The organism is Mycobacterium sp. NGS17 (genome assembly GCF_059813205.1).
Genome location: NZ_JCALED010000004.1, coordinates 77,192 through 100,646 on the forward strand (window position 1 = coordinate 77,192; position 23,455 = coordinate 100,646).

Annotated in this window: 21 protein-coding genes and 1 pseudogene; 5 read left to right on the forward strand and 17 right to left on the reverse strand. The window is 68.7% G+C overall.

All coding sequences use genetic code 11. The features are described from left to right. Positions 1–48: 48 nt before the first annotated feature. From meaB to mutA, 3 genes are read right to left on the reverse strand one after another with little or no spacing between them, the layout of a single operon-like run. Positions 49–1,038, reverse strand: coding sequence for a methylmalonyl Co-A mutase-associated GTPase MeaB (meaB, locus tag AC5Y7E_RS10385; protein ID WP_499919791.1), 990 nt, complete (start codon positions 1,036–1,038; stop codon positions 49–51). Beyond that, positions 1,039–3,291: a methylmalonyl-CoA mutase gene (gene scpA, locus AC5Y7E_RS10390; protein WP_499919790.1), complete on the reverse strand. Its 2,253-nt coding sequence runs from the start codon at positions 3,289–3,291 to the stop codon at positions 1,039–1,041. It lies immediately after the preceding gene. Between the two features lie 4 nt (positions 3,292–3,295). Further along, a complete protein-coding gene (gene mutA, locus AC5Y7E_RS10395) occupies positions 3,296–5,173 on the reverse strand; it encodes a methylmalonyl-CoA mutase small subunit (protein ID WP_499919789.1) in 1,878 nt (625 codons plus the stop codon). A 180-nt stretch (positions 5,174–5,353) separates the two neighbouring features. Here mutA and AC5Y7E_RS10400 point away from each other — a divergent pair, with 180 nt between their 5' ends. Beyond that, positions 5,354–6,121, forward strand: coding sequence for a TVP38/TMEM64 family protein (locus tag AC5Y7E_RS10400; protein ID WP_499919788.1), 768 nt, complete (start codon positions 5,354–5,356; stop codon positions 6,119–6,121). Positions 6,122–6,544: 423 nt separating this feature from the next. On the opposite strand, the gene AC5Y7E_RS10405 is transcribed toward AC5Y7E_RS10400, so the two are convergent. Both AC5Y7E_RS10405 and AC5Y7E_RS10410 read right to left on the reverse strand, forming a co-directional pair. After that, a complete protein-coding gene (locus tag AC5Y7E_RS10405; protein WP_499919787.1) occupies positions 6,545–8,044 on the reverse strand; it encodes a sensor histidine kinase in 1,500 nt (499 codons plus the stop codon). Further along, the gene (locus AC5Y7E_RS10410; RefSeq protein WP_499919786.1) at positions 8,041–8,754 is read right to left on the reverse strand and encodes a response regulator transcription factor; all 714 of its coding nucleotides are present in this window, start codon (positions 8,752–8,754) and stop codon (positions 8,041–8,043) included. Before AC5Y7E_RS10410 ends, AC5Y7E_RS10405 begins: the two co-directional genes overlap by 4 nt. Positions 8,755–8,858: 104 nt before the next feature. Here AC5Y7E_RS10410 and AC5Y7E_RS10415 point away from each other — a divergent pair, with 104 nt between their 5' ends. Together AC5Y7E_RS10415 and AC5Y7E_RS10420 are read left to right on the forward strand one after the other, a co-directional pair. Further along, positions 8,859–9,257 (forward strand): hypothetical protein, encoded by a 399-nt coding sequence (locus AC5Y7E_RS10415; RefSeq protein WP_499919785.1) that lies wholly within the window; start codon positions 8,859–8,861, stop codon positions 9,255–9,257. A 104-nt stretch (positions 9,258–9,361) separates the two neighbouring features. Then, entirely contained in the window at positions 9,362–9,778 is a 417-nt protein-coding gene (locus tag AC5Y7E_RS10420; RefSeq protein WP_499919848.1) for a nitroreductase family deazaflavin-dependent oxidoreductase, read from the forward strand. Here AC5Y7E_RS10420 and AC5Y7E_RS10425 read toward each other — a convergent pair. From AC5Y7E_RS10425 to AC5Y7E_RS10435, 3 genes are read right to left on the reverse strand one after another with little or no spacing between them, the layout of a single operon-like run. Further along, the gene (locus tag AC5Y7E_RS10425; RefSeq protein ID WP_499919784.1) at positions 9,775–10,131 is read right to left on the reverse strand and encodes a DoxX family protein; all 357 of its coding nucleotides are present in this window, start codon (positions 10,129–10,131) and stop codon (positions 9,775–9,777) included. The genes AC5Y7E_RS10420 and AC5Y7E_RS10425 overlap by 4 nt on opposite strands. A gap of 9 nt (positions 10,132–10,140) precedes the next feature. Further along, complete coding sequence (locus AC5Y7E_RS10430; protein WP_499919783.1) at positions 10,141–11,265, reverse strand: SPFH domain-containing protein; 1,125 nt, start codon at positions 11,263–11,265, stop codon at positions 10,141–10,143. A 35-nt stretch (positions 11,266–11,300) separates the two neighbouring features. Beyond that, a complete protein-coding gene (locus tag AC5Y7E_RS10435) occupies positions 11,301–11,738 on the reverse strand; it encodes an NfeD family protein (protein ID WP_499919782.1) in 438 nt (145 codons plus the stop codon). Between the two features lie 57 nt (positions 11,739–11,795). Here AC5Y7E_RS10435 and AC5Y7E_RS10440 point away from each other — a divergent pair, with 57 nt between their 5' ends. Further along, positions 11,796–12,740: an Rv1486c family protein gene (locus AC5Y7E_RS10440; RefSeq protein ID WP_499919781.1), complete on the forward strand. Its 945-nt coding sequence runs from the start codon at positions 11,796–11,798 to the stop codon at positions 12,738–12,740. Here AC5Y7E_RS10440 and AC5Y7E_RS10445 read toward each other — a convergent pair. From AC5Y7E_RS10445 to fabG1, 3 genes and pseudogenes are all read right to left on the reverse strand, one after another. Further along, a pseudogene (locus AC5Y7E_RS10445) lies at positions 12,709–13,774 on the reverse strand (ferrochelatase); the annotation flags it as partial. The gene AC5Y7E_RS10440 and the pseudogene AC5Y7E_RS10445 overlap by 32 nt on opposite strands. Before the next feature lie 21 nt (positions 13,775–13,795). Beyond that, positions 13,796–14,605 carry an NADH-dependent enoyl-ACP reductase InhA gene (inhA, locus tag AC5Y7E_RS10450; RefSeq protein ID WP_499919780.1) on the reverse strand — a complete coding sequence of 270 codons (810 nt, stop codon included), beginning with the start codon at positions 14,603–14,605 and terminating at the stop codon, positions 13,796–13,798. A 30-nt stretch (positions 14,606–14,635) separates the two neighbouring features. After that, positions 14,636–15,403: a 3-oxoacyl-ACP reductase FabG1 gene (gene fabG1 / locus AC5Y7E_RS10455; RefSeq protein WP_499919779.1), complete on the reverse strand. Its 768-nt coding sequence runs from the start codon at positions 15,401–15,403 to the stop codon at positions 14,636–14,638. A gap of 124 nt (positions 15,404–15,527) precedes the next feature. On the opposite strand from fabG1, the gene AC5Y7E_RS10460 reads away from it, so the two are divergent. Next, positions 15,528–17,078 (forward strand): hypothetical protein, encoded by a 1,551-nt coding sequence (locus tag AC5Y7E_RS10460; RefSeq protein WP_499919778.1) that lies wholly within the window; start codon positions 15,528–15,530, stop codon positions 17,076–17,078. Positions 17,079–17,101: 23 nt separating this feature from the next. Here AC5Y7E_RS10460 and AC5Y7E_RS10465 read toward each other — a convergent pair whose 3' ends face one another. The 6 genes from AC5Y7E_RS10465 to AC5Y7E_RS10490 form a co-directional block, all read right to left on the reverse strand. Further along, positions 17,102–18,109 (reverse strand): VWA domain-containing protein, encoded by a 1,008-nt coding sequence (locus AC5Y7E_RS10465; RefSeq protein WP_499919777.1) that lies wholly within the window; start codon positions 18,107–18,109, stop codon positions 17,102–17,104. Further along, a complete protein-coding gene (locus tag AC5Y7E_RS10470; RefSeq protein WP_499919776.1) occupies positions 18,106–19,062 on the reverse strand; it encodes a DUF58 domain-containing protein in 957 nt (318 codons plus the stop codon). Before AC5Y7E_RS10470 ends, AC5Y7E_RS10465 begins: the two co-directional genes overlap by 4 nt. After that, complete coding sequence (gene moxR1, locus AC5Y7E_RS10475) at positions 19,059–20,189, reverse strand: chaperone MoxR1 (RefSeq protein ID WP_499919775.1); 1,131 nt, start codon at positions 20,187–20,189, stop codon at positions 19,059–19,061. Before moxR1 ends, AC5Y7E_RS10470 begins: the two co-directional genes overlap by 4 nt. Positions 20,190–20,310: 121 nt before the next feature. Continuing rightward, positions 20,311–21,048 (reverse strand): NlpC/P60 family peptidoglycan endopeptidase RipB, encoded by a 738-nt coding sequence (gene ripB, locus AC5Y7E_RS10480; RefSeq protein ID WP_499919847.1) that lies wholly within the window; start codon positions 21,046–21,048, stop codon positions 20,311–20,313. A gap of 25 nt (positions 21,049–21,073) precedes the next feature. Beyond that, the gene (gene ripA / locus AC5Y7E_RS10485; RefSeq protein ID WP_499919774.1) at positions 21,074–22,522 is read right to left on the reverse strand and encodes an NlpC/P60 family peptidoglycan endopeptidase RipA; all 1,449 of its coding nucleotides are present in this window, start codon (positions 22,520–22,522) and stop codon (positions 21,074–21,076) included. A 239-nt stretch (positions 22,523–22,761) separates the two neighbouring features. Next, a complete protein-coding gene (locus AC5Y7E_RS10490) occupies positions 22,762–23,316 on the reverse strand; it encodes an Rv1476 family membrane protein (protein ID WP_499919773.1) in 555 nt (184 codons plus the stop codon). Positions 23,317–23,455: the final 139 nt, after the last annotated feature.

Genomic DNA, 23,455 nt, shown 5'->3' on the forward strand with positions numbered 1-23,455 from the left:
TTGGATTTCACACCCGGCAGGAGCGTAATCAGATTGTTTATCTATCCGTTATTCTGACGCTGCCGATAATATTTGCTGGGCCGCCAGTGCGGGGGTCAACTCCCCCGCCTTGACCTGCCGTTCGATGTCGGCGCGCATCGTGCGAACCTTCGGGCTGGACAACAGTCGGTCCAGCACCGTGTCGCGCACCATCTGCCACGTCCAGTCGACCAGCTGGGCCCGGCGGCGCGCCTCGAATTCCCCGGCCTCGGTGAGGACCTGCCGATGACGTTCGATGGTGTCCCACAATTCCTCGAGGCCGGTTCCCTCGGCCGCGCTCATCGTGAGAACGGGCGGCCGCCAAAGGGTTTCGCGCGGATGTATCAACCGAATGGCCCCGGACAGCTCGCGCGCCGCCGAGCGGGCTTCGGCGAGATGATCCCCGTCGGCCTTGTTCACCACGACGATGTCGGCCAATTCGAGCACACCCTTTTTGATGCCCTGGAGCTGATCGCCACCGCGCGCCAGGGTCAGCAACACGAAGGTATCCACCATGTTCGCCACGGTCACCTCGGACTGACCGACCCCGACGGTCTCGATCAGGATCACGTCGAAACCGGCGGCCGCCAGCAGGACCGCCGCTTCGCGGGTGGCCTTGGCAACCCCGCCCAGGGTGCCCGACGTGGGCGACGGCCGGATGTATGCATCCGGATGCATGGCCAGGCGCGCCATCCGGGTCTTGTCCCCCAGGATCGAGCCGCCGGTGCGGGTCGACGACGGGTCGACGGCTAGCACCGCCACCCGATGGCCCAGTTCGATCAGGTGCATCCCGAGGGCCTCGATGCTGGTGGACTTGCCCACCCCGGGGATCCCGGTGATGCCGACCCGATACGCGGCACCGGCGTCCGGGGTCAGCTCCAGCAGCAGCCGCTGCGCTTGTTCGCGATGGTCCGCGCGGGTCGACTCCAGCAGCGTGATGGCCCGCGGCAACGCCGCGCGGTCACCGCCGCGAACCGCCTCGGCCAACCGCTCCACAGAGTCGTTCCGTTCGGAAGCCATTTAGTCGAGGGTGTAACCCAGCCGCTCGGCGAGCTTGTGCAGCAAGCCGATTGCGGCGTCGGCGATCACCGTCCCGGGCGGGAAGATGGCGGCGGCTCCGGCCTCGTAGAGCTCGTCGAAATCGCCCGGCGGGATGACGCCCCCGACCACGATCATGATGTCGGGCCGTCCGACGTCGGCCATCGCCTCACGCAGCGCGGGCACCAGCGTGAGATGGCCGGCCGCCAGCGAGGACACCCCGACCACGTGCACGTCGTTGTCGGCGGCCTGGCGGGCCACCTCCTCGGGCGTGGAAAACAGCGAACCGACGTCGACGTCGAATCCGATGTCCGCGAAGGCCGTCGCGATCACCTTCTGGCCGCGGTCGTGGCCGTCCTGGCCCATCTTCGCGACCAGGATTCGCGGGCGGCGGCCGTCGGCTTCCGCGAACTTCTCGACGAGTTCGGTCGCGGTTGCCATGTTTGTGGCCTTTCCAGCTTCGTCGCGGTAGACCCCGGCGATAGTACGGATCTCCGCCTGGTGCCGGCCATACACCTTCTCCAGCGCATCGGAGATCTCGCCGACGGTGGCCTTGTGCCGCGCCGCGTCGATGGCCAGGGCCAGCAGGTTGTTGCCCAACCCGTCCGCGCCGGCGCGACCGTGGGCGGCCGCCGCGCGCGACAGTTCCGCCAGCGCGGCGTCCACCGCCGACTGGTCACGGCTTTCCCGCAGCTCCTTCAGCTTGGCCAGCTGCTCGGCGCGCACCCGGCTGTTCTCGACCTTGAGGACCTCGACCTCTTGATCCTCTTCGACCTGATACTTGTTGATCCCGATCACCGGCTGGATACCGGAGTCGATGCGCGCCTGGGTGCGCGCGGCCGCCTCCTCGATGCGCAGCTTGGGGATGCCGTCGCTGATGGCCTGCGCCATGCCGCCGTGCTCGGCGACCTCGGCGATGTGGGAGCGGGCCCGCTGGGCGAGCTGATGGGTCAGCCATTCCACGTAATACGACCCCGCCCACGGATCGATCGGTCGCGTGGTGCCGGACTCTTGCTGCAGCACCAGCTGCGTGTTGCGGGCGATACGAGCCGAGAAGTCGGTGGGCAGAGCGAGCGCCTCGTCGAGCGCGTTGGTGTGCAGCGACTGCGTGTGTCCCTGGGTGGCGGCCATCGCCTCGATGCAGGTGCGAGCGACGTTGTTGAAGGCATCCTGCGCGGTCAGTGACCAGCCGGAGGTCTGCGAATGTGTGCGCAGCGAAAGCGATTTGGCGTTCTTCGGGCCGAACTGGGAGACCAGCTCGCTCCACAACAGCCGGCCCGCCCGCAGCTTGGCGACTTCCATGAAGAAGTTCATCCCGATGCCCCAGAAGAAGGACAGGCGGGGCGCGAACTTGTCGATGTCCAGGTCCGCGTCCAAACCGGCCTTGATGTAGTCGACCCCGTCGGCAAGCGTGTAGGCCAACTCCAAATCGGCTGTGGCACCGGCTTCCTGGATGTGGTAGCCCGAGATCGAGATCGAGTTGAACTTCGGCATTTTCGCGCTGGTATAGGCGAAGATGTCGGAGATGATGCGCATCGACGGCTTGGGCGGATAGATGTAGGTGTTGCGCACCATGAACTCTTTGAGGATGTCGTTCTGAATGGTGCCGGCCAGCTTCTCCGGCGCAACGCCCTGCTCTTCGGCGGCCACCACGTACAGCGCCAGGATCGGCAGCACCGCGCCGTTCATGGTCATCGACACCGACACCGTCGACAGGTCGATACCGTCGAACAGCTGGCGCATGTCGAGAATGGAATCGATTGCCACACCGGCCATTCCGACGTCACCCTGCACGCGGGGGTGATCGGAGTCGTACCCGCGGTGGGTGGCCAGGTCGAAGGCCACCGACAGGCCCTTCTGGCCCGCGGCCAGGTTGCGCCGGTAGAAGGCGTTCGACTCCGCGGCGGTGGAGAAACCGGCGTACTGCCGAATCGTCCACGGCTGGTTCACATACATCGTCGGGTAGGGTCCACGCACGAACGGCGGTTCGCCCGGGAAACTGTGCAGCGGGTACCCGTCGGCCTCTACCGCCGCCCGGTCTGCGCCGATATACACCGGTTTGACGTCGATGTCCTCCGGTGTCTGCCACTGCAGTTGATCGGGCGTGTACAGATGCGCGGCCGCGGCCGCGGCGACGTGTTCCTCGACGGCGGCCTGGTTCGGCGGCGTGACAGTCCGCTCGCCGTGCAGCGGCACGTCGGCGAAGCTGCCGACCGCAGGTGCAGTGGTCGTCATCTAACTACGCCCCCAGCCTTGTGAGCAGATCCGACAGAGCTTCGACCGCATTGATTTTCGCGGTCAGGAATTGGTCCGGTTGGTGCTCGGCGCCGGCCACGGCCTTGTCCGGCCCGGCCAGATAGACGCGCGCGGTGCCGGCGTCCCGCGCCGCCCGCACGACGTCCGAGGCCTCGTCCTGGTAGCGCTTGTCGGTGCCGCAGATGACCGCCGCCGCCAGCGATCCCGCGTCCGCCACCGCCGGCGCGACGCTGTCGGCGTCGACCGTGCCCGGGTTGATCGCCTCGATGCCACCGGAAGCCAGCAGGTTCGAGGCAAACGTTGCGCGAATGTTGTTCTCGGCCAACGGGCCCAACGGCAGCAACAGCACCTTCGGGCGCGATCCGGTGCGGTCCAGGTACGCATCCGATCGGTCCCGCAGCGCCTCGAATTCCGCCGCGTAACGCACCAGGTTTCCGGCCGCCAGCGGCGAATACGACGAGTCGCTTTGCGGCAGAGGAGCTTCGGTGAGGTCGGGAAATTCGTTGACGCCGGTGATCGCGGTCCGGCGGTGCGCGATGTCGTCGCTGCGACGGGCGGCGACCTCGGCGATCTGGCCGACGATGAGGTCGCGGGCTTTCGTGAATCCGCCGTGGGCCTCGATGGCCTGGAAATGCTCCCAGGCCCGCTCGGCCAGGCGCAGGGTCAGGTCCTCGACGAACCAGGAACCACCGGCCGGGTCCAACACCCGGCCCACGTGTGACTCTTCGAGAAGCAACAGCTGCGTGTTGCGCGCGATGCGACGGGCGAAACTCGTTGCTATGCCCGGGAATCCGCCGTCGATCGCGACGTCGAACGGAAATACCAGCAGCGAGTCAGCGCCGCCGACACCGGCGCCGAAGGCGGCCAGGGTGCAGCGCAGCATGTTCACCCACGGGTCGCGCTGGGTCATCATCGGCAGCGACGTCTCGGCGTGGACCACGGCCGCGCCGGCGTCCGGCTCGCCGACAACCTCGGCGACCCGCGCCCAAAGATTGCGCGCGGCGCGGAACTTGGCGATCGTCATGAACTGGTCGTCGTCGGCGGCGAATCGGAAGCTGATCTGCCCCAACGCCTCGCGGATCGACAACCCCGATTCGGTGAGCACCCGCAAGTAACTCACGGCGGCCGCGACACCGGCGGCGAGCTCCCACGTCGCGTTGGCGCCGAGGTTGTGAAACGCCGGCCCGTCGATGGTGATCGCGCGCACCCCGGTCCGACCGGCGGCCCGCTTGGCCACGGCGATCACGTCTTCGATCGTCGGCGCCGGTCGGTCACTGTGTGTCGCGCTCAGCGGGTCGCCGCCCAGGTCGATCGACAGGGTGGCGCGCTGATCAGGTTCCACCCCGTCCGCCAGCGCAAGCGCCACGTCGCTGGCCGCCAGGTAGTCGGCGCCGGCTTGCAGGATCAGCGGCGCCATGCTCAGGTAGACACCCTCGAGCGTCTCCCCCAGCTGATCGGGTGCCACACCCGATTCACCGATCCGCAGCACCACGGCGCCGGCCCCATTGCCCAGCGCGTCCAGCACCGCGGAGTTCACGTCCTTGGCCGCGACGCCGGGTACCGGGGTAGCCGGGAAGGCCTCGGCGACCTTCCAGCCGGATTTGACGTCCCGCGCTGCGTCACCGCCGCGCACATACGGCCACTCGCCCGGCAGCGGCGGCTCTGGCAGTTCGTCGAGCGCGGTGTAGAGCGCGCGGACCGCGATTCCGTCGTAGGTGGGGGTTTCCAGCAGCCGCTCGGGCGCGTCTCCCAACTGATCGGGGTCCTTCCGGGTGCTTTTGGCCAGCACACCGGCGACCGCACTGCGCCAACGCCCGCGAACCTGTTCTAGGTCGGCGAGCTCGGGTACATCAATGGACACCGATTGCTCCCTTTTCCCAGCATTTGGGCTACTGCTCTGGGGGTACCACTTAGCTACTGAGGCTAATTGATGACCGCTCGTCGCAAAAAACCGCCACTTGCGGCGGGCGTTGCCGATTTCGGAGGAAACGCCACCCTCGGGAAACGGCTTATTCATCTACGGCCCGTACCCTAGGAAGCCGTGCCGGGTTCCGCCACCAGCAAAATCACCGAAACGCTTCGCGATATCGGCTGCGCCATCGGCGTCGCCGCGCGGGGCGTGTCCCGGTCGCGGATCGCCTGGACAGTGGTGGGCATCACAGCGCTGGTGGTGTTGGCGTCGTGGTTGCCGCTCCCGTCGCCCGTGCAGATGCGCGACTGGGCGCACTCCGTCGGACCGTGGTTTCCGCTGGCGTTCCTTCTCGCCCACATCGTCGTGACGGTGGTGCCCGTTCCGCGCACGGCGTTCACTCTGGCGGCCGGACTGCTGTTCGGCCCACTGCTGGGCGTCGCAATCGCGGTGATCGCCAGCACCGCAAGTGCGATGATCGCGATGCTGCTGGTGCGCGCAGTCGGGTGGCGGCTGAATCGCTTGGTGCGCCACCGATCGATTGACTCGGTGGAACAGCGCCTGCGACAACGCGGCTGGCTGGCCATCTTGTCGCTGAGGCTGATTCCCGCCGTGCCGTTCTCGGCCCTTAACTACGCCGCAGGCGCGTCGAGCGTGCGGGTGCTGCCCTACGCGGTCGCGACGCTGGTCGGGTTACTGCCCGGCACCACCGCCGTGGTGGTCCTTGGCGATGCGCTCGCCGGTCACATCAGCGCGCTGCTGTATCTGGTGTCGGCGATCACCAGCGCTCTGGGTCTGGCAGGGCTCGTCGTAGAGATCCGCCACTTCCGTAGCCACCACCGCCGGGCGCACGGTCCCGTCGGTGACGAGCGCTCCCCCGAGCCCGCCACCATCGGCTGATCGCCGATTTCGCCCGGCGGCGATAGGCAACGTCTGATCTTCAGGTCCGCTTCAGGCTGAGTTTCTACCGTCGCGTTATCGCCTCCAACTCGGTGACGAGGGGCGAGTTGATCGGTTGAACAGCATCGACAGACAGGATGGATGAATCGGGTGAAGGTGAGACAAGTAATCGCTGGTTCACTGCTCGCGGGTGCGCTCGGGGTCGCGGCGGCGGGCTTCGGCGCCGCGATGGCGAGTGCGGATCCACCCCCGCCGCCGCCACCGGGCCCGGGGCAACCGTGGGGCCCGGGACCGGGCGGTCCGGGCGGGCCGCCGCCTCCTCCGGGTGGTCCACTGGGCCCACCGCCCCCGGGGGGACCATTCCGGCCGCCGCCGCCGGGCTTCTAATGACGGCGGCGCGATAGCAGCGCCGAGGTGGCCGTCTCAATCCGACGGATTGAGACGGCCATCGCTCACTGCGCGGTCGGTTTTCGATGTGGTCGGCAGGGTGAGCCGGAATTGAGCACCGCCGTGGTGCGGCAGGCACACCAGTTCGCCACCGTGAGCGCGCGCCAACGCCCGCGCGATCGCCAGGCCCAGGCCGGCGCCGCCGTGGTCGCGGGCGCGGCCCGAATCCAGGCGCACCAGCCGCTCGAAGATGTTGTCTCGCTGGTCATCCGGGATGCCCGGCCCGGTATCGGTGACGGTGATTTCCGTCAAGACCTCGGCTGCGCGAAGGTCAACGATGATGGCGCCGCCGGCCGGCGTGTACCGGCGGGCATTGTCGAGCAGGTTCGACACGATCTGCGACAGGCGGATCGCGTCGACGTTGAGATTCAACGTGGTCAGGCCGGTGCGGGTGACGCTGATCTGCGGCGCCAGCATGGCGGCGCGGTCGGCTTCGCCGTCGAGAACGGCGGCGACGTCGACGTCGTGCAGCTCGAGCGCAAGCCCGGCGTCGATGCGGCTCAGGTCGAGCATGTCGGAGACGAGTCGTCCGGCGCGGCGGGCGTCGGAGAGCAGCAGGCTCGCCCGACGGTATTGCCCTCGATGTTCGGAGGCGCCGTGAGCGAGTTGTTCGGCGGCGACCTGAATGCCGGCGATCGGGGTGCGCAATTCGTGGGCGGCGTCGACGAGAAATCGCCGGGTCGCCGACTCCGCGCGCTGCGCGGTATCGGCGGCGCGCTGGGAGCGGCGCTCGGACATTTCCAGTGCGTCCAGCATGCCGTCGAAAGCGCTTGCGGCGCGGCCGAGTTCGGTGCCGGTGCGATCCGGGTGCAGTCGCCGGCCGCGGTCCCCGGTGGTGATGGCGTTGGCCAGCGCGGTGAGCCGGTCCAGCGGGCGCAGCGCTGCTCGGCTGACCGCAACCAGTAGCAGCGCCGCGAGCAGCAGGGTGGCCAGGCCCGCCCCGATCATCAGGCCGCGCAGCTGATGCGCCACCTGCGTGGTCTGCGTGGTGTCGGCGACCAAGACCACCCGGCTGCCGTCGGGCAGCGGATGCACGACGGCCGTCGCGGTGGCATCCGGCGGAGGACCGGGCGGCGGTGGCGGTGGCGGATACGGCGGATACGGCGGGTAAGGCGGCGGCGGGTAGGGCGGCGGTGGCGGATACAGCGGTGGCGGTTCCACCTCGCCGTCACTGAGCTCGGGGCTGATCCCGCGGTCGCCGTAGGCGACGCCGCCGGCGGTGACCACGAGCGCGCGAATACCGCCGCCGTTGAGTTCGGCGGCGAGCAGATCGGGTGAGGTGTGTGCGGCGCTCAACGCGTCGGCGCGCGATGTCGCGGCCAGCAGCCGGTCGTGCAGATTGCGGTGAGCGAGAACGCCCATGGTGATGTCGATGGTGACCCCGAGCACCATCAGCAAAACGGCCAGCAGCGCGAGCACCACCAGGGTCACGCGGCGTTGCAGGGACGGGGTCGGCGTCGTCGTCGCGGCCGTCATGACCGCTCGGCCCGCAGGCGGTAGCCGATGCCGCGCACGGTGTGCAAAATTCTCGGCCCGTACGCCTCTAACTTGCGCCGCAGTCCACTGACGTGGACCTGCACCAGGTTGGGGTCGTAGGCGTCGTAGCCCCATACTCCGTTCAGGATCTGGCTTGCGCTGACGATTCGGCCGCGCTGCTCCACCAGAAACGTCAGCACCCGCAGCTCGGTTGCGGTCAGATTCAGCGGGTGACCGTCGCGCGCCGCCACACCGGCGCCGAGGTCCAGCGTGACGTCGCCAACCTGAATCACCTGGGACAGCCGTCCGCGCCGGCGTAGCACCGCGCCGACCCGCGACACCAGTTCGGCAAGCTCGAATGGCTTGATGACGTAGTCGTCGGCGCCGCCGTCGAGTCCGCGCAGCCGGTCCGGCAGCCCGTCGCGCGCCGTGATCAACACGATCCCGACGTCGCCCCATTCACGAATCACGTCGATCAGCTCGAAGCCGTCACGCCCCGGCAGCATTACGTCGAGCACCACCAGGTCGGGCCGCATCCCGTCGAGAACCTCCTCCAATTCGTCACCGTCGCACCGTGCCTCGGTGTGATAGCCGACATCGGTGAGGGCTTCGCCGACCATCTCCCTGATGGTCTCGGAGTCTTCGACGACCAACACCCGCGGCGCGCCAACACTGAACTGGCCGGCGACCGCACGGGGGCAATCCGTCATACGCCCATTGTCGACGCCGGTGCTGAAACGAACCTGAAGGCCGGGGTGGGCCGGAGCCGATTTTCTTCAGATCCACTTCAGCCCCGGCCCTTAATGTCCGTCACATGACCACGAATGACGACATCATCACCGATCCACCCGCGCCCCCGCCGGTCGCGCCTGTCGCACCCGAGCGCCGTCGCTACCCCACCGGCGTGGTGATCGGCGCCGGGGTAGGAGGCGCGCTGCTCGGCGCGGTCGGCACCGTCGCGGCGATCGCGTTCGCGTGGATCGTCAGCGTCGGACCGCCCCCGCCCCCGCCGCCGCCCCCCGGCCCACCGCCGATGCTCGCGGCGCCACCGTTCCACGGCCCCCCGCTTCCGCCGATGGGCGGACCCATGCCGGGCGGCTTCGGATTCGCTCCGCCGCCCGGGCCGCCGGGGCCCCCGCGTGGCTTCTGGCCCCCGGGCGAGGGTTCGGTGGCACCGCCCTCACCGACGACGCCACCCACCCCGCACCCCTAACCCGCATGGCCGAGCCCGCCGCAGTGCAGGATGGGAAGGTGCCACGAGATCGATCGTCGTTTCCCGCCAGCCTCGCCGCACGGCTGCTGCGCTCGCGTCGCCTCATGCGCGCGCCGATCTGGATCTACAAAGCCCGCGCGGGCGCGCTGTTCGGCTCGCGCATCCTGTTGCTCGAGCACACCGGCCGCAAGTCGGGCATGCCGCGCTATGCCGCGCTGGAAGTCGTCGACCACCCGGCGGCAGACAGCTACGTGGTGGCTTCGGGCTTCGGCCGAAAAGCCCAGTGGTTCCGCAACATCGAAGCCAATCCCCGGGTGCGCGTGTACGTCGGCAGCCACGCGCCCAGGACCGCCGCGGCGCGCGTGCTGACCACCCCGGAAGCCGATCGCACCCTGGCCGCCTACCGAACCCGCCACCCCAAAGCGTGGGAGCGGATGCGCCCGGTGCTCGAAGACACGCTCGGCGTCCCGATCACCGACACGGACACTCCGCTGCCGCTGGTCGAGCTGCGCCTGGACTAGTTCTCGTCGGGTCCCTTGATCGTCATCGCGGCGACCAGCGCCAGGAACAGCGCGGCCGGAAGGCCGTTGACGACTTTGTCGCGCACCCGGACATGCGCGCCGACCGCCAGTACGAAGTACAACGTCAGCATCGCAGTCGTCAGGCGCGCCAGAGCGGGAAACCGGTTGACCGACAGCAATCCCACCGCGGCGGCCGCTTTGACCACCGGCAGCACGGGCCGGATGTTCTCCGGAACGCCCACGGTGTCGAGGACCTTCTTGATGGGTGCCACCTGGACGCCGCACGCTACTGCGTCGGCGGCGTGGAACACGCCGAGCGCCGTGTAGGTCTTCGGGGAAGTCAACACGCTCATTCCGCAATCCTAGGGAGTGAGCTCCCCGGCCGGGCCATCTGCCGGCTGGCGGGCGATCGCCTCCGCCTTGGCCACCGCCTGGGCGATCGCGGGGTCGGTTTCGGTGGAGAACCAGTCGGCGACGTCGGCGTCGTCGTCGGCGCTGTGCTTGGGCGCGTCATCGACGGGCGATGGCTGGAAGCGGAACACGCCGTCCTGGCCCGGGGTTCCCAGCAGCTTGGTGAAGCCCTGCAACGCCGCGTTGAAGTCACTGGGCACCACCCACACCTTGTTGGCGTCACCGCGCGCCATCTCCGGCAACGTCTGCAGGTACTGGTAGGCCAGCATCTCGGGGGTGGGCCGGCCGGCCTTGATCGCCGCGAACGTCTTCTCGATCGCCTTCGCCTGGCCCTGCGCCTGCAGGTACGCCGCGGCGCGTTCACCCTGGGCGCGCAGCATCCGGGACTGCCGGTCGGCCTCGGCGGCCAGGATGGCGGCCTGCTTGGCACCCTCGGCGGCCAGGATCTGCGCCTGCTTGTTGCCCTCGGCCTCCTTGATCGCCGCCTCGCGCATACCTTCGGCGGTCAGGATCATCGCCCGCTTCTCGCGGTCGGCCTTCATCTGCTTTTCCATCGACGCCTGGATCGACGGGGGCGGATCGATGCTGCGCAGTTCCACGCGGGCGACCCGCAACCCCCAGCGGCCGGTCGCCTCGTCGAGCACGCCGCGCAGCTGCCCGTTGATCTGATCGCGCGAGGTCAGCGTCTGCTCGAGCGTCATGCCGCCGACGACGTTGCGCAGCGTGGTGGTGGTGAGCTGCTCGACGCCGACGATGTAGTTGCTGATCTCGTAGACGGCCGCCTGGGGAACGGTGACCTGGAAGTACACCACGGTGTCGATGTTGAGGGTCAAGTTGTCCTCGGTGATCACCGGCTGCGGCGGGAACGACACCACCCGCTCACGCAGATCCACCCGCGCGCGAACCCGATCGATGAACGGCACCAACAAGGTCAGTTGCCCGCTGACGGTGCGGCTGTACCGTCCCAGCCGTTCGATCACCGCCGCCTCCGCCTGAGGTATCAGCGCCACGGACTTGGCCACCACGACGATCGCGAAGATCACCAGAACGGCCAGCAGCACCAAACCAGCAACCATAGGAATTCCTTTCTCGCTGAAGCTCTTTGCGGTCGCTACAGACCGCTCTTGAAGACGACCGCGGTGGCGCCGTCGATCTGCATGACGGTGACCGGCTCGCCGGGTTCGTAGACGTCGGCCTCGTTGAGCGGGCGCGCGGACCACACCTGGCCGTCGAGTTTGACCTGGCCCGCGTCGCGCCCGACCCGTTGCAGCACCAGCGCGGTTTTGCCGCGCAGCGCCTCGATTCCCAGAGTGGGCGCCGCGGCCGGCGTCAGCCGCCGCTTCAGCGGCGGGCGAACCAGCACCAGCAGCAGCACCGACACGACCAGGAACACCGCCCCGTTCGCCCACACCGGGAAGTCGGTGAGCCAACTGGTGAGCGCCGCGGCCAGTGCGCCGCCGCCGAGCATCACCAGAAACAAATGACCGGTGAGCGCCTCCGCGCCGGCCAGCACCAGCGCGAATATTAGCCAAAGCAACGCCGCGGGCATGCGGCAAGAATACGCGTGATCCGCCTTTGCCGGGCAAAACAACTACACTGCGTGATCGTGTGGTGTCCCAGTGTTTCGCTGTCCCTGTGGGCCAATGCCTGGCTCGCTGGAAAGGCCGCGCCCGACGACGTCCTGGACGCGTTATCCGTTTGGGCGCCAAAGCAATCGGTGACCGCGTATGATGCCGTCGCCGCGGGCCACACCGGGCTGCCCTGGCCCGACGTGAACGACGCCGGGACGGTGACGCTGCTGCAGACATTGCGCGGCGCGATCGGGCGTCCGACGCCGTCGTGCGGCGGCGCGGGATTGATGCGCGGGACGATCAACGTGGTTTTGCCGGTACCCGGCGATGTGCGCGGGCTGGCCCCGGGGACGCAGTTCGAGCGGGACGCCCTGGCCGCCGGAGAGGCGGTCATCATCGCCAACCCCCGCAACCCCGGCACCGCCGTGGGCCTGGTGCCCGAACTCTCCTATGAGGACGACGAGGACGCGCCCGAGGACTACGAGAGGCGCCTGGCGGAAGTGTGCGGGCTGACGTGGACCGTGTACTCGCTGCCCGGTGCCCCGGTCCTGGACCACTACGAGCTCGGCGACGCCGAGTACACGCTGCGGTCCGCCGTGCGCTCGGCCGCCGACGCTCTGGGCGCCATCGGGCTGGGAGCCGCGGCCTCCGACGTCGACGACCCGCGTGGACTTGTCGAGCAGCTGCTGGAATCCGCACGGCAACACCGCATTCCGGACCATGCGCCGACGCGCGCGCTGCGGGTGCTGGAGAACGCCGCGCACGTCGACGCCATCATCGCGGTCAGCGCGGGCCTGAGTCGATCGGACTCGGCGGACCGTTTCACCGCGCCCGTCGCCGCCGGGCTGGAACCGGTGGGAACGCAATCATCGTCCGAGGCCCGCATCGCCAGCGATGCGCTGCGACCGCTGACCGCCGTGGTGCGGTCGGCGCGGATGGCGGCCGTGACCGCGATCCTGCATTCGGCCTGGGGCGACTAGGCGCCGGTCCCGGCCGCGCAGTGCGGCGGGCGGCACGGCGCACCGTTTGCGCTGGCCAGACAACCCGGTGCCGGGTCCGGCCCCCTCACCCGCTCGGGCGTGCGGCCGTAGCGCAGTTCGTCGATCAGGTCGGCGGCCAGTTGCGCGAAACGCGGGTGGGCGTTCGGCGTCGAGGCCCGCACCATCGCGACTCCCGCCACCTCCGCCTGGGCCGCCAACTCGGTGTCGAGGTCCCACACCACCTCGATGTGGTCGGCCACGAACCCGATCGGGCAGACGATGACCGCGTCGGTGCCGGCCCGCACCAAGGCGGTCAGGTGGTCGGCGACGTCGGGCTCCAGCCACGGAACCTGCGGCGGCCCCGACCGGGACTGCCACGCCAGGTCGTACTCGGTGTATCCGGCTGCGGCCGCCACAAGGCTTGCGGCGTAGGCGACTTGGCGGCTGTAGAGCCGCGGGCCCACGCGGTCGTCGGCGGCCACCGGGATGGAATGCGCGGTGAACACCAGACGCGCGGCGGTATGTTGTTCGGCGGTCAGGGCGCCCGAGGCCGCGCCGATGGTGTCGGCGAAGATCTGGACGAACCGCGGATGGTCGAAATAGGGCCGCAGCTTGACCAATTCGGGCGCATCAGGCCCGGCCGCATCGCGCGCCCGGGCGATGTCCTCGATGTACTGTGTGCAGCTGGAATAGCCGCTCCACGCCGATGTGGTGAACACCGCGGCCCGACGAATTCCGTTGTCGCGCATCGTCGTCACGGTGTCTTCGACGTAGGGCGCCCAGTTGCGGTTGCCGAAGTAGACCGGCAGATCCAGGCCGCGGTCATGCAGTTCGGCTTCGAGCTGCTGGATCAGCGCCAGGTTGATCCGGTTGATCGGCGACACCCCACCGAAGTGCAGGTAGTGCTCGGCGACATGGTCGAGACGTTCCGGGGGCACGTTGCGGCCGCGGGTGACGTTCTCCAGGAACGGCCGAACCTGCTCGGGACCTTCCGGCCCACCGAAGGACAGCAGCAGGACGGCATCGAATTCCATTGGGCTCTAGAGCAATCCGCTTTAAAGCAATTGGGTACTTGCGCCGCCGTCGGCGTAGATGATGGTCCCCGTGGTCGCCGGCAGCCAGTCCGAGAGCAACGCGCACACCGTCTTGGCCACCGGCGTCGGGTCTTTCATGTTCCAGCCGATGGGGGCGCGCTGGTCCCAGCCCTCTTCGAGCAGCTGCATCTGCGCGCCGGCCTCTTCGCCGAGCGCACCGCCGACGATCGCGCTCATGGCTAGCGTCCGGATCGGGCCCGCGGCAACGAGATTGGAGCGCACACCGAACTTGCCCGCCTCACGCGCCACGAATCGGTTCACCGATTCCAGCGCGCTCTTGGCCACCGTCATCCAGTTGTAGGCCGGCATCGCCCGGCTGGGATCGAAGTCCATACCCACGATGGAGCCGCCCGGGTTCATGATCGGCAGCGCGGCCTTGGCCAGCGAGGCGTACGAATAGGCCGAGATGTGAATGCCTTTGGAGACGTCCTCGTAGGGAGCGTCGAAGAACGGGTTGATGCCCATCCCCGTCTGCGGCATGAAACCGATCGAATGCACCACACCGTCGAGCTTGTTGCCCTCGCCGATCTCGGCCGTCACCCGGTCGGCGAGCGAATTCAAGTGCTCCTCGTTTTGCACGTCGAGTTCGATCAACGGCGCCTTCTCGGGCAGCCGGTCGGCGATGCGCTGAATCAGGCGCAACCGGTCGAATCCGGTCAGCACCAATTGCGCACCCGCCTCCTGGGCCGCCTTGGCGATGTGAAACGCGATCGACGAATCGGTGATGATTCCGGAGATCAGAATCCGTTTGCCGTCGAGCAGTCCTGCCATGTCCGTCCTTAAAGTCGTTATGTCGTTAACTCAGTGGCCCATGCCCATGCCGCCGTCGACCGGGATGACGGCGCCGGCGATGTAACTGGCGTCCTCGGACGCCAGGAAGCTGACCACCCCGGCGACCTCCGCGGCGGTGCCGACCCGCTTCGCCGGGATGAACTCCAGCGCCCCGGCCTGAATCCGCTCGTCCAGCGCGCGGGTCATCTCCGTGTCGATGTAGCCGGGGGCCACGACGTTCGCGGTCACCCCGGCCTTGGACAGCTCCCGGGAGATCGAGCGGGCCATGCCGATCAGGCCGGCCTTGGCGGCCGCGTAGTTGGACTGGTTGCCGATGCCCCAGCTCCCGGAGACCGAGCCGATGTAGATGATCCGGCCGAACCGCTTCTTCTGCATGCTGCGCGCCGCGCGCTGGGTTACCCGGAACGCCCCGGTGAGGTTGGCGTTGATGACCTCTTCGAACCGCTCCTCGGTCATCCGGATGAGGAACGCATCCTTGGAGATGCCGGCGTTGGACACCAGCACCTCGACCGGGCCCTGGTGCTCCTCGACCTCCTTGAAGGCGCGATCGATGGCGTCGTTGTCGGTCACGTCGCACTCGACTCCGAACAGTCCCTCGGGCGCCCCGGATCCGCGGTGCGTGACGGCCACCTTGTGGCCGTCGGCGGCCAGCCGTTGCGCGATCGCCAGCCCGATCCCCCGGTTTCCGCCGGTGACCAGGACTGATCGGGATACGAATGGGGGTTTGCCGCCGCTCGCGGCGGGTTCGGTGGCTTGCTCGGTGGACGTCTCAGTCACCCGGCCAACTTATCGCCTCGGCCGGCCAGGGCTGCAATCGGCTCAGCGCGAGCGCAACGTCGATTCACCCCGGGCGGCCGCCGCCGCGCGAACCCGCCGTTGGCTCGCTTAGGATTTGACCCTCATGGCCGCAGCCCCGACCCGACACTTAAGGCTCAACGCCCAAGCCACGGCGATTTTCGCGGCCTGCTGGGGCGGATTGCTCGTCCTGCTGCTGGTGCGCAACCGCGGGCTGTTCACCTACCCCGTCTACGAGGCCGGAGACCCCGCGGCCAACTCGATCCTCACCCTGCAGGCCAAGCACTTCGCCCTGCTGACCGGGCATTACTCCAGGGTCGGCTTCCACCATCCCGGTCCGGCTTTCTTCTACGTGCAGGCCGGCGGCGAATGGCTGCTGCACGACCTGACCCGTCTCGTTCCGGCGGCCTATAACGGGCAGGCGATCGCGATCATGACGCTCAACGCGACACTGATCGCGCTGGCGCTGGCCATCCTGTACACGTGGGTGCGCTCGGCGCCGGCGGTACTCACCGCGGCCGGCATCACCCTGATCTTCCTCGCCGAACACCCCCAGCTGGTGTGCTCCACCTGGATGCCCCACGCCTGCTTCGCCCCGTTTTTGCTCTACGTCTTCGCGGTCGCGTCGGTGGCTGCCGGACGGCTGCGCCATCTGTGGATCATGGTGCTCGCCGGCGGCCTGCTGGTGCACGGGCACGCGGAATTCCTGCTACTGGTGCCCCTGCTGGGGCTGGCGGCACTCCTGCCTCAGCGGCGCCGGTTGCTCACGCACCGCCGTGAAGTGCTGATCGCCTCGGCGGTGTTGGCATTGTTTCTGCTCCCCATCGTGCTCAACGTGACCCTGCACTGGCCGGGCGAGATTCCGCAGTACCTGGCCTACGGTCACCGCGCGCCGAACCCGCCGGTGGCGGCCGCGCGGTTTCTCGCGCAGTTCTGGGGTCCGGGTCCCGCCCTCGGGACGGTGTTCCTGGTGGTGCTGTTCGTCGCGGATCTGGCGCTGGTCCGCAGGCTGACGCGTCCCGGTGTCGACGAGGCGGTGCACGAGTTCTCCCGCCGCCTGCTCAGAGTCACCGCCCTGGCCACCGCGCTGTTCGCCTTCTACTGCTGGTACGGCGTGGACCATCTCTGGCAGTCGTACATCGGCGTCTTCTCTTACGCGTTGCCCCTGGCTTTGCTCATCTTGGGCTCCTCGGCGCTGATGGTGCTGGCGGCGGCGCGGGAAAAGCCGATAGCCCCCCGGCTGGCGGCCGGCGCCGCGGCGGGGAGCCTGGCGGTCGGGGTGGTGCTGGCACTCACGACGGACGCCTTACGCAGAGACCGCGACGAGCTGACGGGCGTGCCCATCGCGCTGGACTACCTGGCCGCGCACGCCCACGGTAAGCCGATCGTGCTGGAGACCCGCACCGACGAATCCTGGGCCGACGCGCTCGCGCTGCTCGACGCCGCCACCCGCGCCGGGCGGCGCGCCTGCCTGGCGCAGGACCGCTGGCGGCTCCAGGCCACGCGGGAGTTCATCTGCACGCCGCAGGAGCTGGCCGGCGGGGCGCGCTTCACGCTCAGCCGCATCGACCCGGTGTCCCCCGGCACCCCCGTGGTGCCGAATCTGAATCCGATCCCCGCGTCGTATCCGCCCTCGGCGGTGATCGCCGCCGGCTGACGGTCGCCCTGAGCGACGCGACGTCAGGTCGGCAGGCGCCGGTTGATCAGCAGCGCCGCCAGCGCCGCCAGCGCCAAGGCCAGCGCACCCAGCCGCACCCAGCCCACGCTGGCATCGCCCTTGATGGTCTCGTAGCCGATCTGCTGCTGCAGCGTCCCGTACACGGACTTGAGTTCCTGCAATGACGCTGCGCTGTAAGCGTTTCCGCCCGAAAGCTGGGCGACCTTCTTCAGCGTCTCGTCGTCGACGGGTACCGGCTGGCGCTGGTCGTTGATCTCGACGAAGCCGTACGGGGTGCCGAAGGAGATGGTCGAGATCGGCACGCCCTGGTCCTTGGCGGTGCGCGCGGCCGTGAAGGCGCCCTTGGGGTTGTCCGGGTTGGTCGGCATCGTCTCCTTGCCGTCGGAGAACAACACGATGCGCGCCGGCGGCGGTTTGTCGCCACCGCCGATCACCGCGCCGACCGTCGCGATGGCCTGCAGGGCGGTGAAGATGCCCTCCCCGGTGGCGGTGCGGTCGGCGAACTGGAGCTTGTCCAGCGCGGTCTTCGTCGATTCCCGGTTGGTCGTCGGCGACACCAGCACCGTCGCGGTGCCGGCGTAGGCGATCAGCCCGAGGTTGATGCCCGGGGTCAGTTCGTCGGCGAACTGCTTTGCGGCTTCCTGGGCGGCCGCCATCCGGTTGGGCTGCACGTCGGTGGCGCGCATGGACTGCGAGACGTCGATGACCAGCATCACCACCGCACGGTTGCGGGGAATCCGGACGTCGTTCGTCGGGCCCGCCATCGCGATGGTGAACAGCACCAGCGACGCGATGAGCAGGATCGCCGGCAGGTGCCGCCACTTGGGTGGCCTCTTGGGGGCGACGCTTTCCAGCAGCTCCATGTTCGCGAACCGCAGCATGCGCCGCTGCCTGGCCAGCTGCATCAGGATGTAGAGCGCGGCCAGCCCGAAGACGACGAGCAGGAACAGGAAGAACCACGAATGTTCGAAGCCCGACAACGACATCGGGCCCAGGAGCGGCAGGGTCACTGCCGCCCTGCCAGGGCTCCGCGCCGGCGGGATTCGACGAAGCGCACGATGTCGGCGATCCAGTCGCGGTCGGTGCGCAGCGTCAGGATCGGGGCCCCGCAGCTGCGGATCGTGCGCGCGACATCGGCGCGGTGCGCCGCGGCGGCCTTGGCGAAATCGTCGCGCAGCTGAGCGTCGATGGTGAATTCACGCGTGACGCCGGACTCGGCGTCCTGCAACACCACGTCGCCGATGTCGGGCAGCTCGACGTCGCGGGGGTCGAGCACCTCGACGGCCAGCACCTCGTGCCGGGCCGCGACGGCCCGCAGCGGCCGCATCCAGTTGATCGGCCCCAGGAAGTCGCTGATGATCACCGCCATGCCGCGGCGGCGTTCCGGACGGCGCAACGCGTCGATCGCCGTCGCCAGGTCGCCGCGCACCCCGACCGGAGCGCGCGGCGTGGTGGCGATGGTGCGCAGCAGCGTCTGCTCATGCTGGCGTCCGGAACGGGCGGGCACCCGGGTGATGTTGGCGCCGGTGGACACGATCGCGCCGAGCCGATTGCCGCCCCCGCTGTTGAGGAAGGTGATCGCGGCCGCGGCCGCCACGGCCAGGTCCCGCTTCTCGCACACGGTGGTGCCGAAGTCCAGGCTGGCCGACATGTCGACCACCAGCCACGTTTCGAGCTCCCGGTCGGCGATCATCTGCCGCACGTGCGGGTGCGTCGTGCGCGCGGTGACGGCCCAGTCCATGCGGCGGACGTCGTCGCCGGGCTGGTACTCCCGCGACTCCCCCGGCTCCGAGCCGGGGCCCGGGATCAGGCCGAGGTGATCGCCGTGCAGCACCCCGTCGAGCTTGCGTTTGACGGTGAGTTCGAGGGTGCGCAGCGCCGCCGACAGCTTCGGGTCGTCGATCTGGCCCCGCTGCATCGATGGCGGATGCACAGGCCCCGCCGGCCTCTTTGGATCGGTCACCGACCGCTGGCCGCACCGGCGGGTTGCATCACCGGGGGCACCGAATGCCCTTGCTGCGGAACGGCATTCACCTGAGGCAGGGCCACCGTCTGCAACACCCGGTTGATGACGATCTCCGGCGAGATCTCGTCGGCCAGCGCGTCGTAGGTGAGCACCAGCCGGTGCCGCAGCACGTCGGGAATGACGTCCACGACGTCCTGCGGGATCACGTAGTCACGGCCGCGGACCAGCGCCAGCGACCGGGCCCCGGCGATGATGCCCAGCGAGGCGCGCGGCGACGCCCCGAACGAAATCCAGGTCTTGACGTCGTTCATGCCGAGCTGCTCGGGGTGGCGGGTGGCGGTCACCACGCGCACGACGTAGTCCACCAGCGCGTGGTGGACGAAGCCGTTGGCAGCGATGTCCTGCAGCCGCAGCAGGTCACCGGTGTTGAGGATCTGCTTGGGCTCCGGCGGGCGCACGCCCATCCGGTAGATGATCTCCCGCTCCTCCTCCGGCGACGGGTAGCCGACGTTGATCTTGAACAGGAAGCGGTCCCGTTGGGCCTCGGGCAGCGGGTACACACCCTCGTGCTCGATCGGGTTCTGCGTCGCCATCACCAGGAACGGGTTGGGCAGCGGGAACCTCTTGCCGCCGATCGAGACCTGGCGTTCCTGCATGACCTCCAGCAGCGCCGACTGCACCTTGGCCGGCGCACGGTTGATCTCGTCGGCGAGCAGGAAATTGGCGACCACCGGGCCGAGCTCGGTGTCGAACTCCTCCTTGCCCTGCCGGTAGATGCGGGTACCGATGATGTCGGTGGGCACCAGGTCGGGCGTGAACTGGATGCGCGCGAACGTCCCGCCGACCACCTTGGCGAAGGTCTCGACGGCGAGGGTCTTGGCGACGCCGGGGACACCTTCGAGCAGCACGTGCCCTTTGGACAGCAGGCCGACCAGCATGCGCTCCACGAGCTGGTCCTGGCCGACGATGATGCGTTTGACCTCGAAGATGGCCCGTTCCAGGGTCTGCACCTCGGCGGCCAGTCCGTTGCCACCGCCCGCCGGCGCTTCGTGAGCCGGGCCGGATTGCCCGCCCGGGCCCGAGTAACCGCTGGCGCCTGGCGGCGGCCCACCTGCTGCTGTCATCAAGAACCCTCCACGCTCAAACGGACACGACTGCCGGGCAGCGACGTGCCCGCGTCCAACTATTCCAGGCCCACCGAATTCCGTCGACGCTCGCCCAGCTGATGCGTCGCCGGCCCCGCGTTCAGTACTCGATGATCCTGGTCAGGAACGGGGTCATGCCGGGCTTACGAACCGGGCTGACCGTAACCTTGGCGGCGCTGCCCGATGCCTCGAGCATCTGACCGTTGCCCAGGTACATGGTGACGTGCTGGCTGCCGTTCGGGCCGTAGAAGATGAGGTCGCCGCGCCTGGCCTGATCCTGCGGGATGTGGCGCCCGGCGTTGTACTGGTCACCGGAGAACCGCGGGATCAGCACGCCGACGCCGGCGAACCCGTAGCGCATCAGGCCCGAGCAGTCGAAGCCGGTGATGTTGGCGCCGTCGCCGACGCCCTTGCTGGGGCCGTCCAGCGAGCCCCCGCCCCACGAGTAGGGCACCCCCATCTGCGCACCCATCCGCTTGATCACGTACTCGATGGCCTGCCGGCCATAGACCCGCGGGATCTTGCCGCCGGGGTTGGAGGGTGTGGCGGCCGCAGCGGGTGCGGGATCGCCCAGGATGTTGATGCCGAGACCGCCGAGAAACTGCCTGCCCAGGTCCATCGTGGTCTGGGTGGCCTGGGCGGTGGCCTGCAGCGAGGCGTTGGCGACGGCGAGCGGGTCGCCGGGCGCACCGGCACTGATCTGGGCGGGCAGGGTGGGGTCCCATTCGCCCGGGTCGGCCCCGGCGAGCGGAGCCGGGGCTGTCACGGACAACATCAGCCCGGCCACCACTGCGGTGATCCAGGCGAGGTTGACGATACGAAACCGATTGCGGCGCATGCCCGTCCGTTCAGCACTCACTCGATCACCACTCGATGTACCGGACCACGTAGGGCGTCATGCCGCTGGTGCGCACCGGGGCGACACGGACCTTCAGCCCGATGTCGGGGGCCTCGAGCATCTGGCCGTCGCCGAGGTAGATCGTCACGTGCTGGCTGCCGCCCGGGCCGTAGAAGATGACGTCGCCGCGGCGCATCTGCGAGGACGGGATCTTGCGGCCCAGGTTGTACTGCGACCCCGAGTAGTGCGGCAGCTTGATGCCCACCCCGGCGAACGAATACAACACCAGGCCCGAACAGTCGAAGCCGGTGATGTTGGCACCGGAGTCGATGCCCTTGCTCGGGCCGGCCGCGTTGCCGCCGCCCCAGGAGTAGGGCACGCCGATCTGCGACATGCCGCGCCGGATCACGTATTCGGTGGCCTGCCGGCCGTAGACCCGGGGAATGCGCCCCCCGACCCCGCCGGGAGCCGCGTTGGTGATGCCGGTGTCGTCGGGCTTGAGGATGCCCAGCTGCTGCAGGAAGTTGCGGCCCAGGCCCGCGGTGACCTGGGTCGAGGTCGCCGAAATGCCGAGCACCTGGTTGATCACCGCGATCGGATCGCCGGGCACGTTGGCGCTCGGGATCATCGGCAGGGTGGGGTCCCAGGCGCCATCCCACTGACGGCCACCGGACGACGGCGCCGGCGCGCCCGGCGACCCGGTCTCCCACCGGTCACCCGACGCCGGCGCTCCGGGGCCGCCGGCGCCCGCGGACCAAAGACGGGCGGCCTCGCGCTTGGCCGCGTCGAGCTTGACCTGAGCCTGATCTCGTTGCGCGGCAAGGCGAATGATGTCTTCGCGTTGCTGGTCGAACTTCTGCTTGGAGGTGGTCAGCGCCCGCACCGCGGCGTCCTGGCTGGACTTGGCATCGGCGGCGGCCTTGTCGGCGTTCTGCTTGGCCAGCCGCGCCGCCGATTCCCTGTTCACCTGCTCGGTGCGGGCCTGCTGCAGCTTGGCCATCACGGCCTGCGAGCTCGTGGTCAGGTTCTTGGCGGCGGCTTCGGTGGCGATGATGTCGTCGGGGCTGCTCGCGGTCAGGTAGCTGTTGGACGGACCGTTCATATAGGTGGCCGCGGCGAAGGTGTCGAAGCGGTGCTGCGCCCCGGCGATGGCGATGTTGGCGTCTTTGACCGACTGCTGGCTGGTCTCCAGGTCGTGCTGGGCGGTGGCCGCGTTGTCCCGCGCGGTCTCGACGTCGACGAGGGCCTTGTTGACGCTTTCCTGTTCGGTCTGGATCTCGGCGCTCAGATTCTGCAGCCGCTGGTTGGCTTTGGCGACGTCGGCGATGAGTCCGGCCAGGTTGTCGGCGGTGGGATCGGCCTCCGCGAGGCCGGGCGTCGCTATCAGTAGGGCCAGGCTCAACACGGAGGGGACGACGGGCCGCACCAGCCTCGCGGCCGGTCGCGCAGAAGACCCCCAGCGTGTGCGTCTCATTCGACTCAGGTCTCCTACAGCTCAACGCGACGGGTGGCGCCAGCCACAGGATCCCCGAAAGGCGCCAAAGACAACACCAGCATCATTTGCACCGTACGTCACACGGGTGGGCGTGCAAACGCCCCACCGAAATCGCACTCTCTACGTGCGTTTAATGTGACCGAACGGTGACCTAACCGGTTTGCCGCAGCACGTCGCGACGGTTGGCCGAAACAACCTGAAAAAGCGAATACCTGTGGCTAGACCGCAGTATTGGCGTCGGTGGCGGTGGTTGTCGCGGTCTCGTCGGATGTTGCTGCGCGCCTACTGCGCAACTGCAGCAAGCGGGTGCCGACGGCCGCGGCGAAGACGGCGATCAACAGGAAAATCGTCAGGCCGGTCCAGGGAAACTCGGGCGTGTCCAGCTCGTGCAGGAAATGCTGCGCGGAGACCACGGGGTTGCCCGTCTTGGCGTTGTCCTCACCGGCCTCGAGCGTGACGCGGGGGAACTGCGTGCTGTAGCTGCCGACGTAGCTCGGGCTGAGCGTCAGCACCGTCGCGTCGTGATAGTCCGCGCCGACCACCGTCGAGATGTCGCGCAGCGGGGTGTCGTTCGGGGGGTTGTGGTCGAGCAGCACGATTTTGAGGTTGATGCCCTCGGCATGCGCGTGGTTGACCACATCGAGCAGCCCCGGCATTGCCGCCGGCGTCGCGCTGACTCCGGTCGCGGCGACCTGGGCCTTCACCATGGTCATGTCGACGTCCACCGGAATGTAGAGCGGCAAAGCCTGGCCGGTCATCGCGTCCCTCCTCATGTGCCCGTCACGCTGGCGTGACTCTCGGCCACGGCGGTCACTTTAGCGTGACGCTCGACCAGGGATTGGAGCGCTCGCGGGGGTTTTCAACCGGCGGCCACGGCGACAAGACTGGACCACGAGTGCCGTCGCAATGCAG

Coding starts and splice junctions, on each gene's coding strand:
- meaB (WP_499919791.1), bottom strand. CDS start 1,038: ATGGCTTCCGAACGGAACGACTCTGTGGAGCGGTTGGCCGAGGCGGTT.
- scpA (WP_499919790.1), bottom strand. CDS start 3,291: ATGACGACCACTGCACCTGCGGTCGGCAGCTTCGCCGACGTGCCGCTG.
- AC5Y7E_RS10405 (WP_499919787.1), bottom strand. CDS start 8,044: ATGACGGCCGCGACGACGACGCCGACCCCGTCCCTGCAACGCCGCGTG.
- AC5Y7E_RS10410 (WP_499919786.1), bottom strand. CDS start 8,754: ATGACGGATTGCCCCCGTGCGGTCGCCGGCCAGTTCAGTGTTGGCGCG.
- AC5Y7E_RS10415 (WP_499919785.1), top strand. CDS start 8,859: ATGACCACGAATGACGACATCATCACCGATCCACCCGCGCCCCCGCCG.
- AC5Y7E_RS10420 (WP_499919848.1), top strand. CDS start 9,362: ATGCGCGCGCCGATCTGGATCTACAAAGCCCGCGCGGGCGCGCTGTTC.
- AC5Y7E_RS10425 (WP_499919784.1), bottom strand. CDS start 10,131: ATGAGCGTGTTGACTTCCCCGAAGACCTACACGGCGCTCGGCGTGTTC.
- AC5Y7E_RS10430 (WP_499919783.1), bottom strand. CDS start 11,265: ATGGTTGCTGGTTTGGTGCTGCTGGCCGTTCTGGTGATCTTCGCGATC.
- AC5Y7E_RS10435 (WP_499919782.1), bottom strand. CDS start 11,738: ATGCCCGCGGCGTTGCTTTGGCTAATATTCGCGCTGGTGCTGGCCGGC.
- inhA (WP_499919780.1), bottom strand. CDS start 14,605: ATGGCAGGACTGCTCGACGGCAAACGGATTCTGATCTCCGGAATCATC.
- AC5Y7E_RS10460 (WP_499919778.1), top strand. CDS start 15,528: ATGGCCGCAGCCCCGACCCGACACTTAAGGCTCAACGCCCAAGCCACG.
- moxR1 (WP_499919775.1), bottom strand. CDS start 20,189: ATGACAGCAGCAGGTGGGCCGCCGCCAGGCGCCAGCGGTTACTCGGGC.
- ripB (WP_499919847.1), bottom strand. CDS start 21,048: ATGCGCCGCAATCGGTTTCGTATCGTCAACCTCGCCTGGATCACCGCA.
- ripA (WP_499919774.1), bottom strand. CDS start 22,522: ATGAGACGCACACGCTGGGGGTCTTCTGCGCGACCGGCCGCGAGGCTG.
- AC5Y7E_RS10490 (WP_499919773.1), bottom strand. CDS start 23,316: ATGAGGAGGGACGCGATGACCGGCCAGGCTTTGCCGCTCTACATTCCG.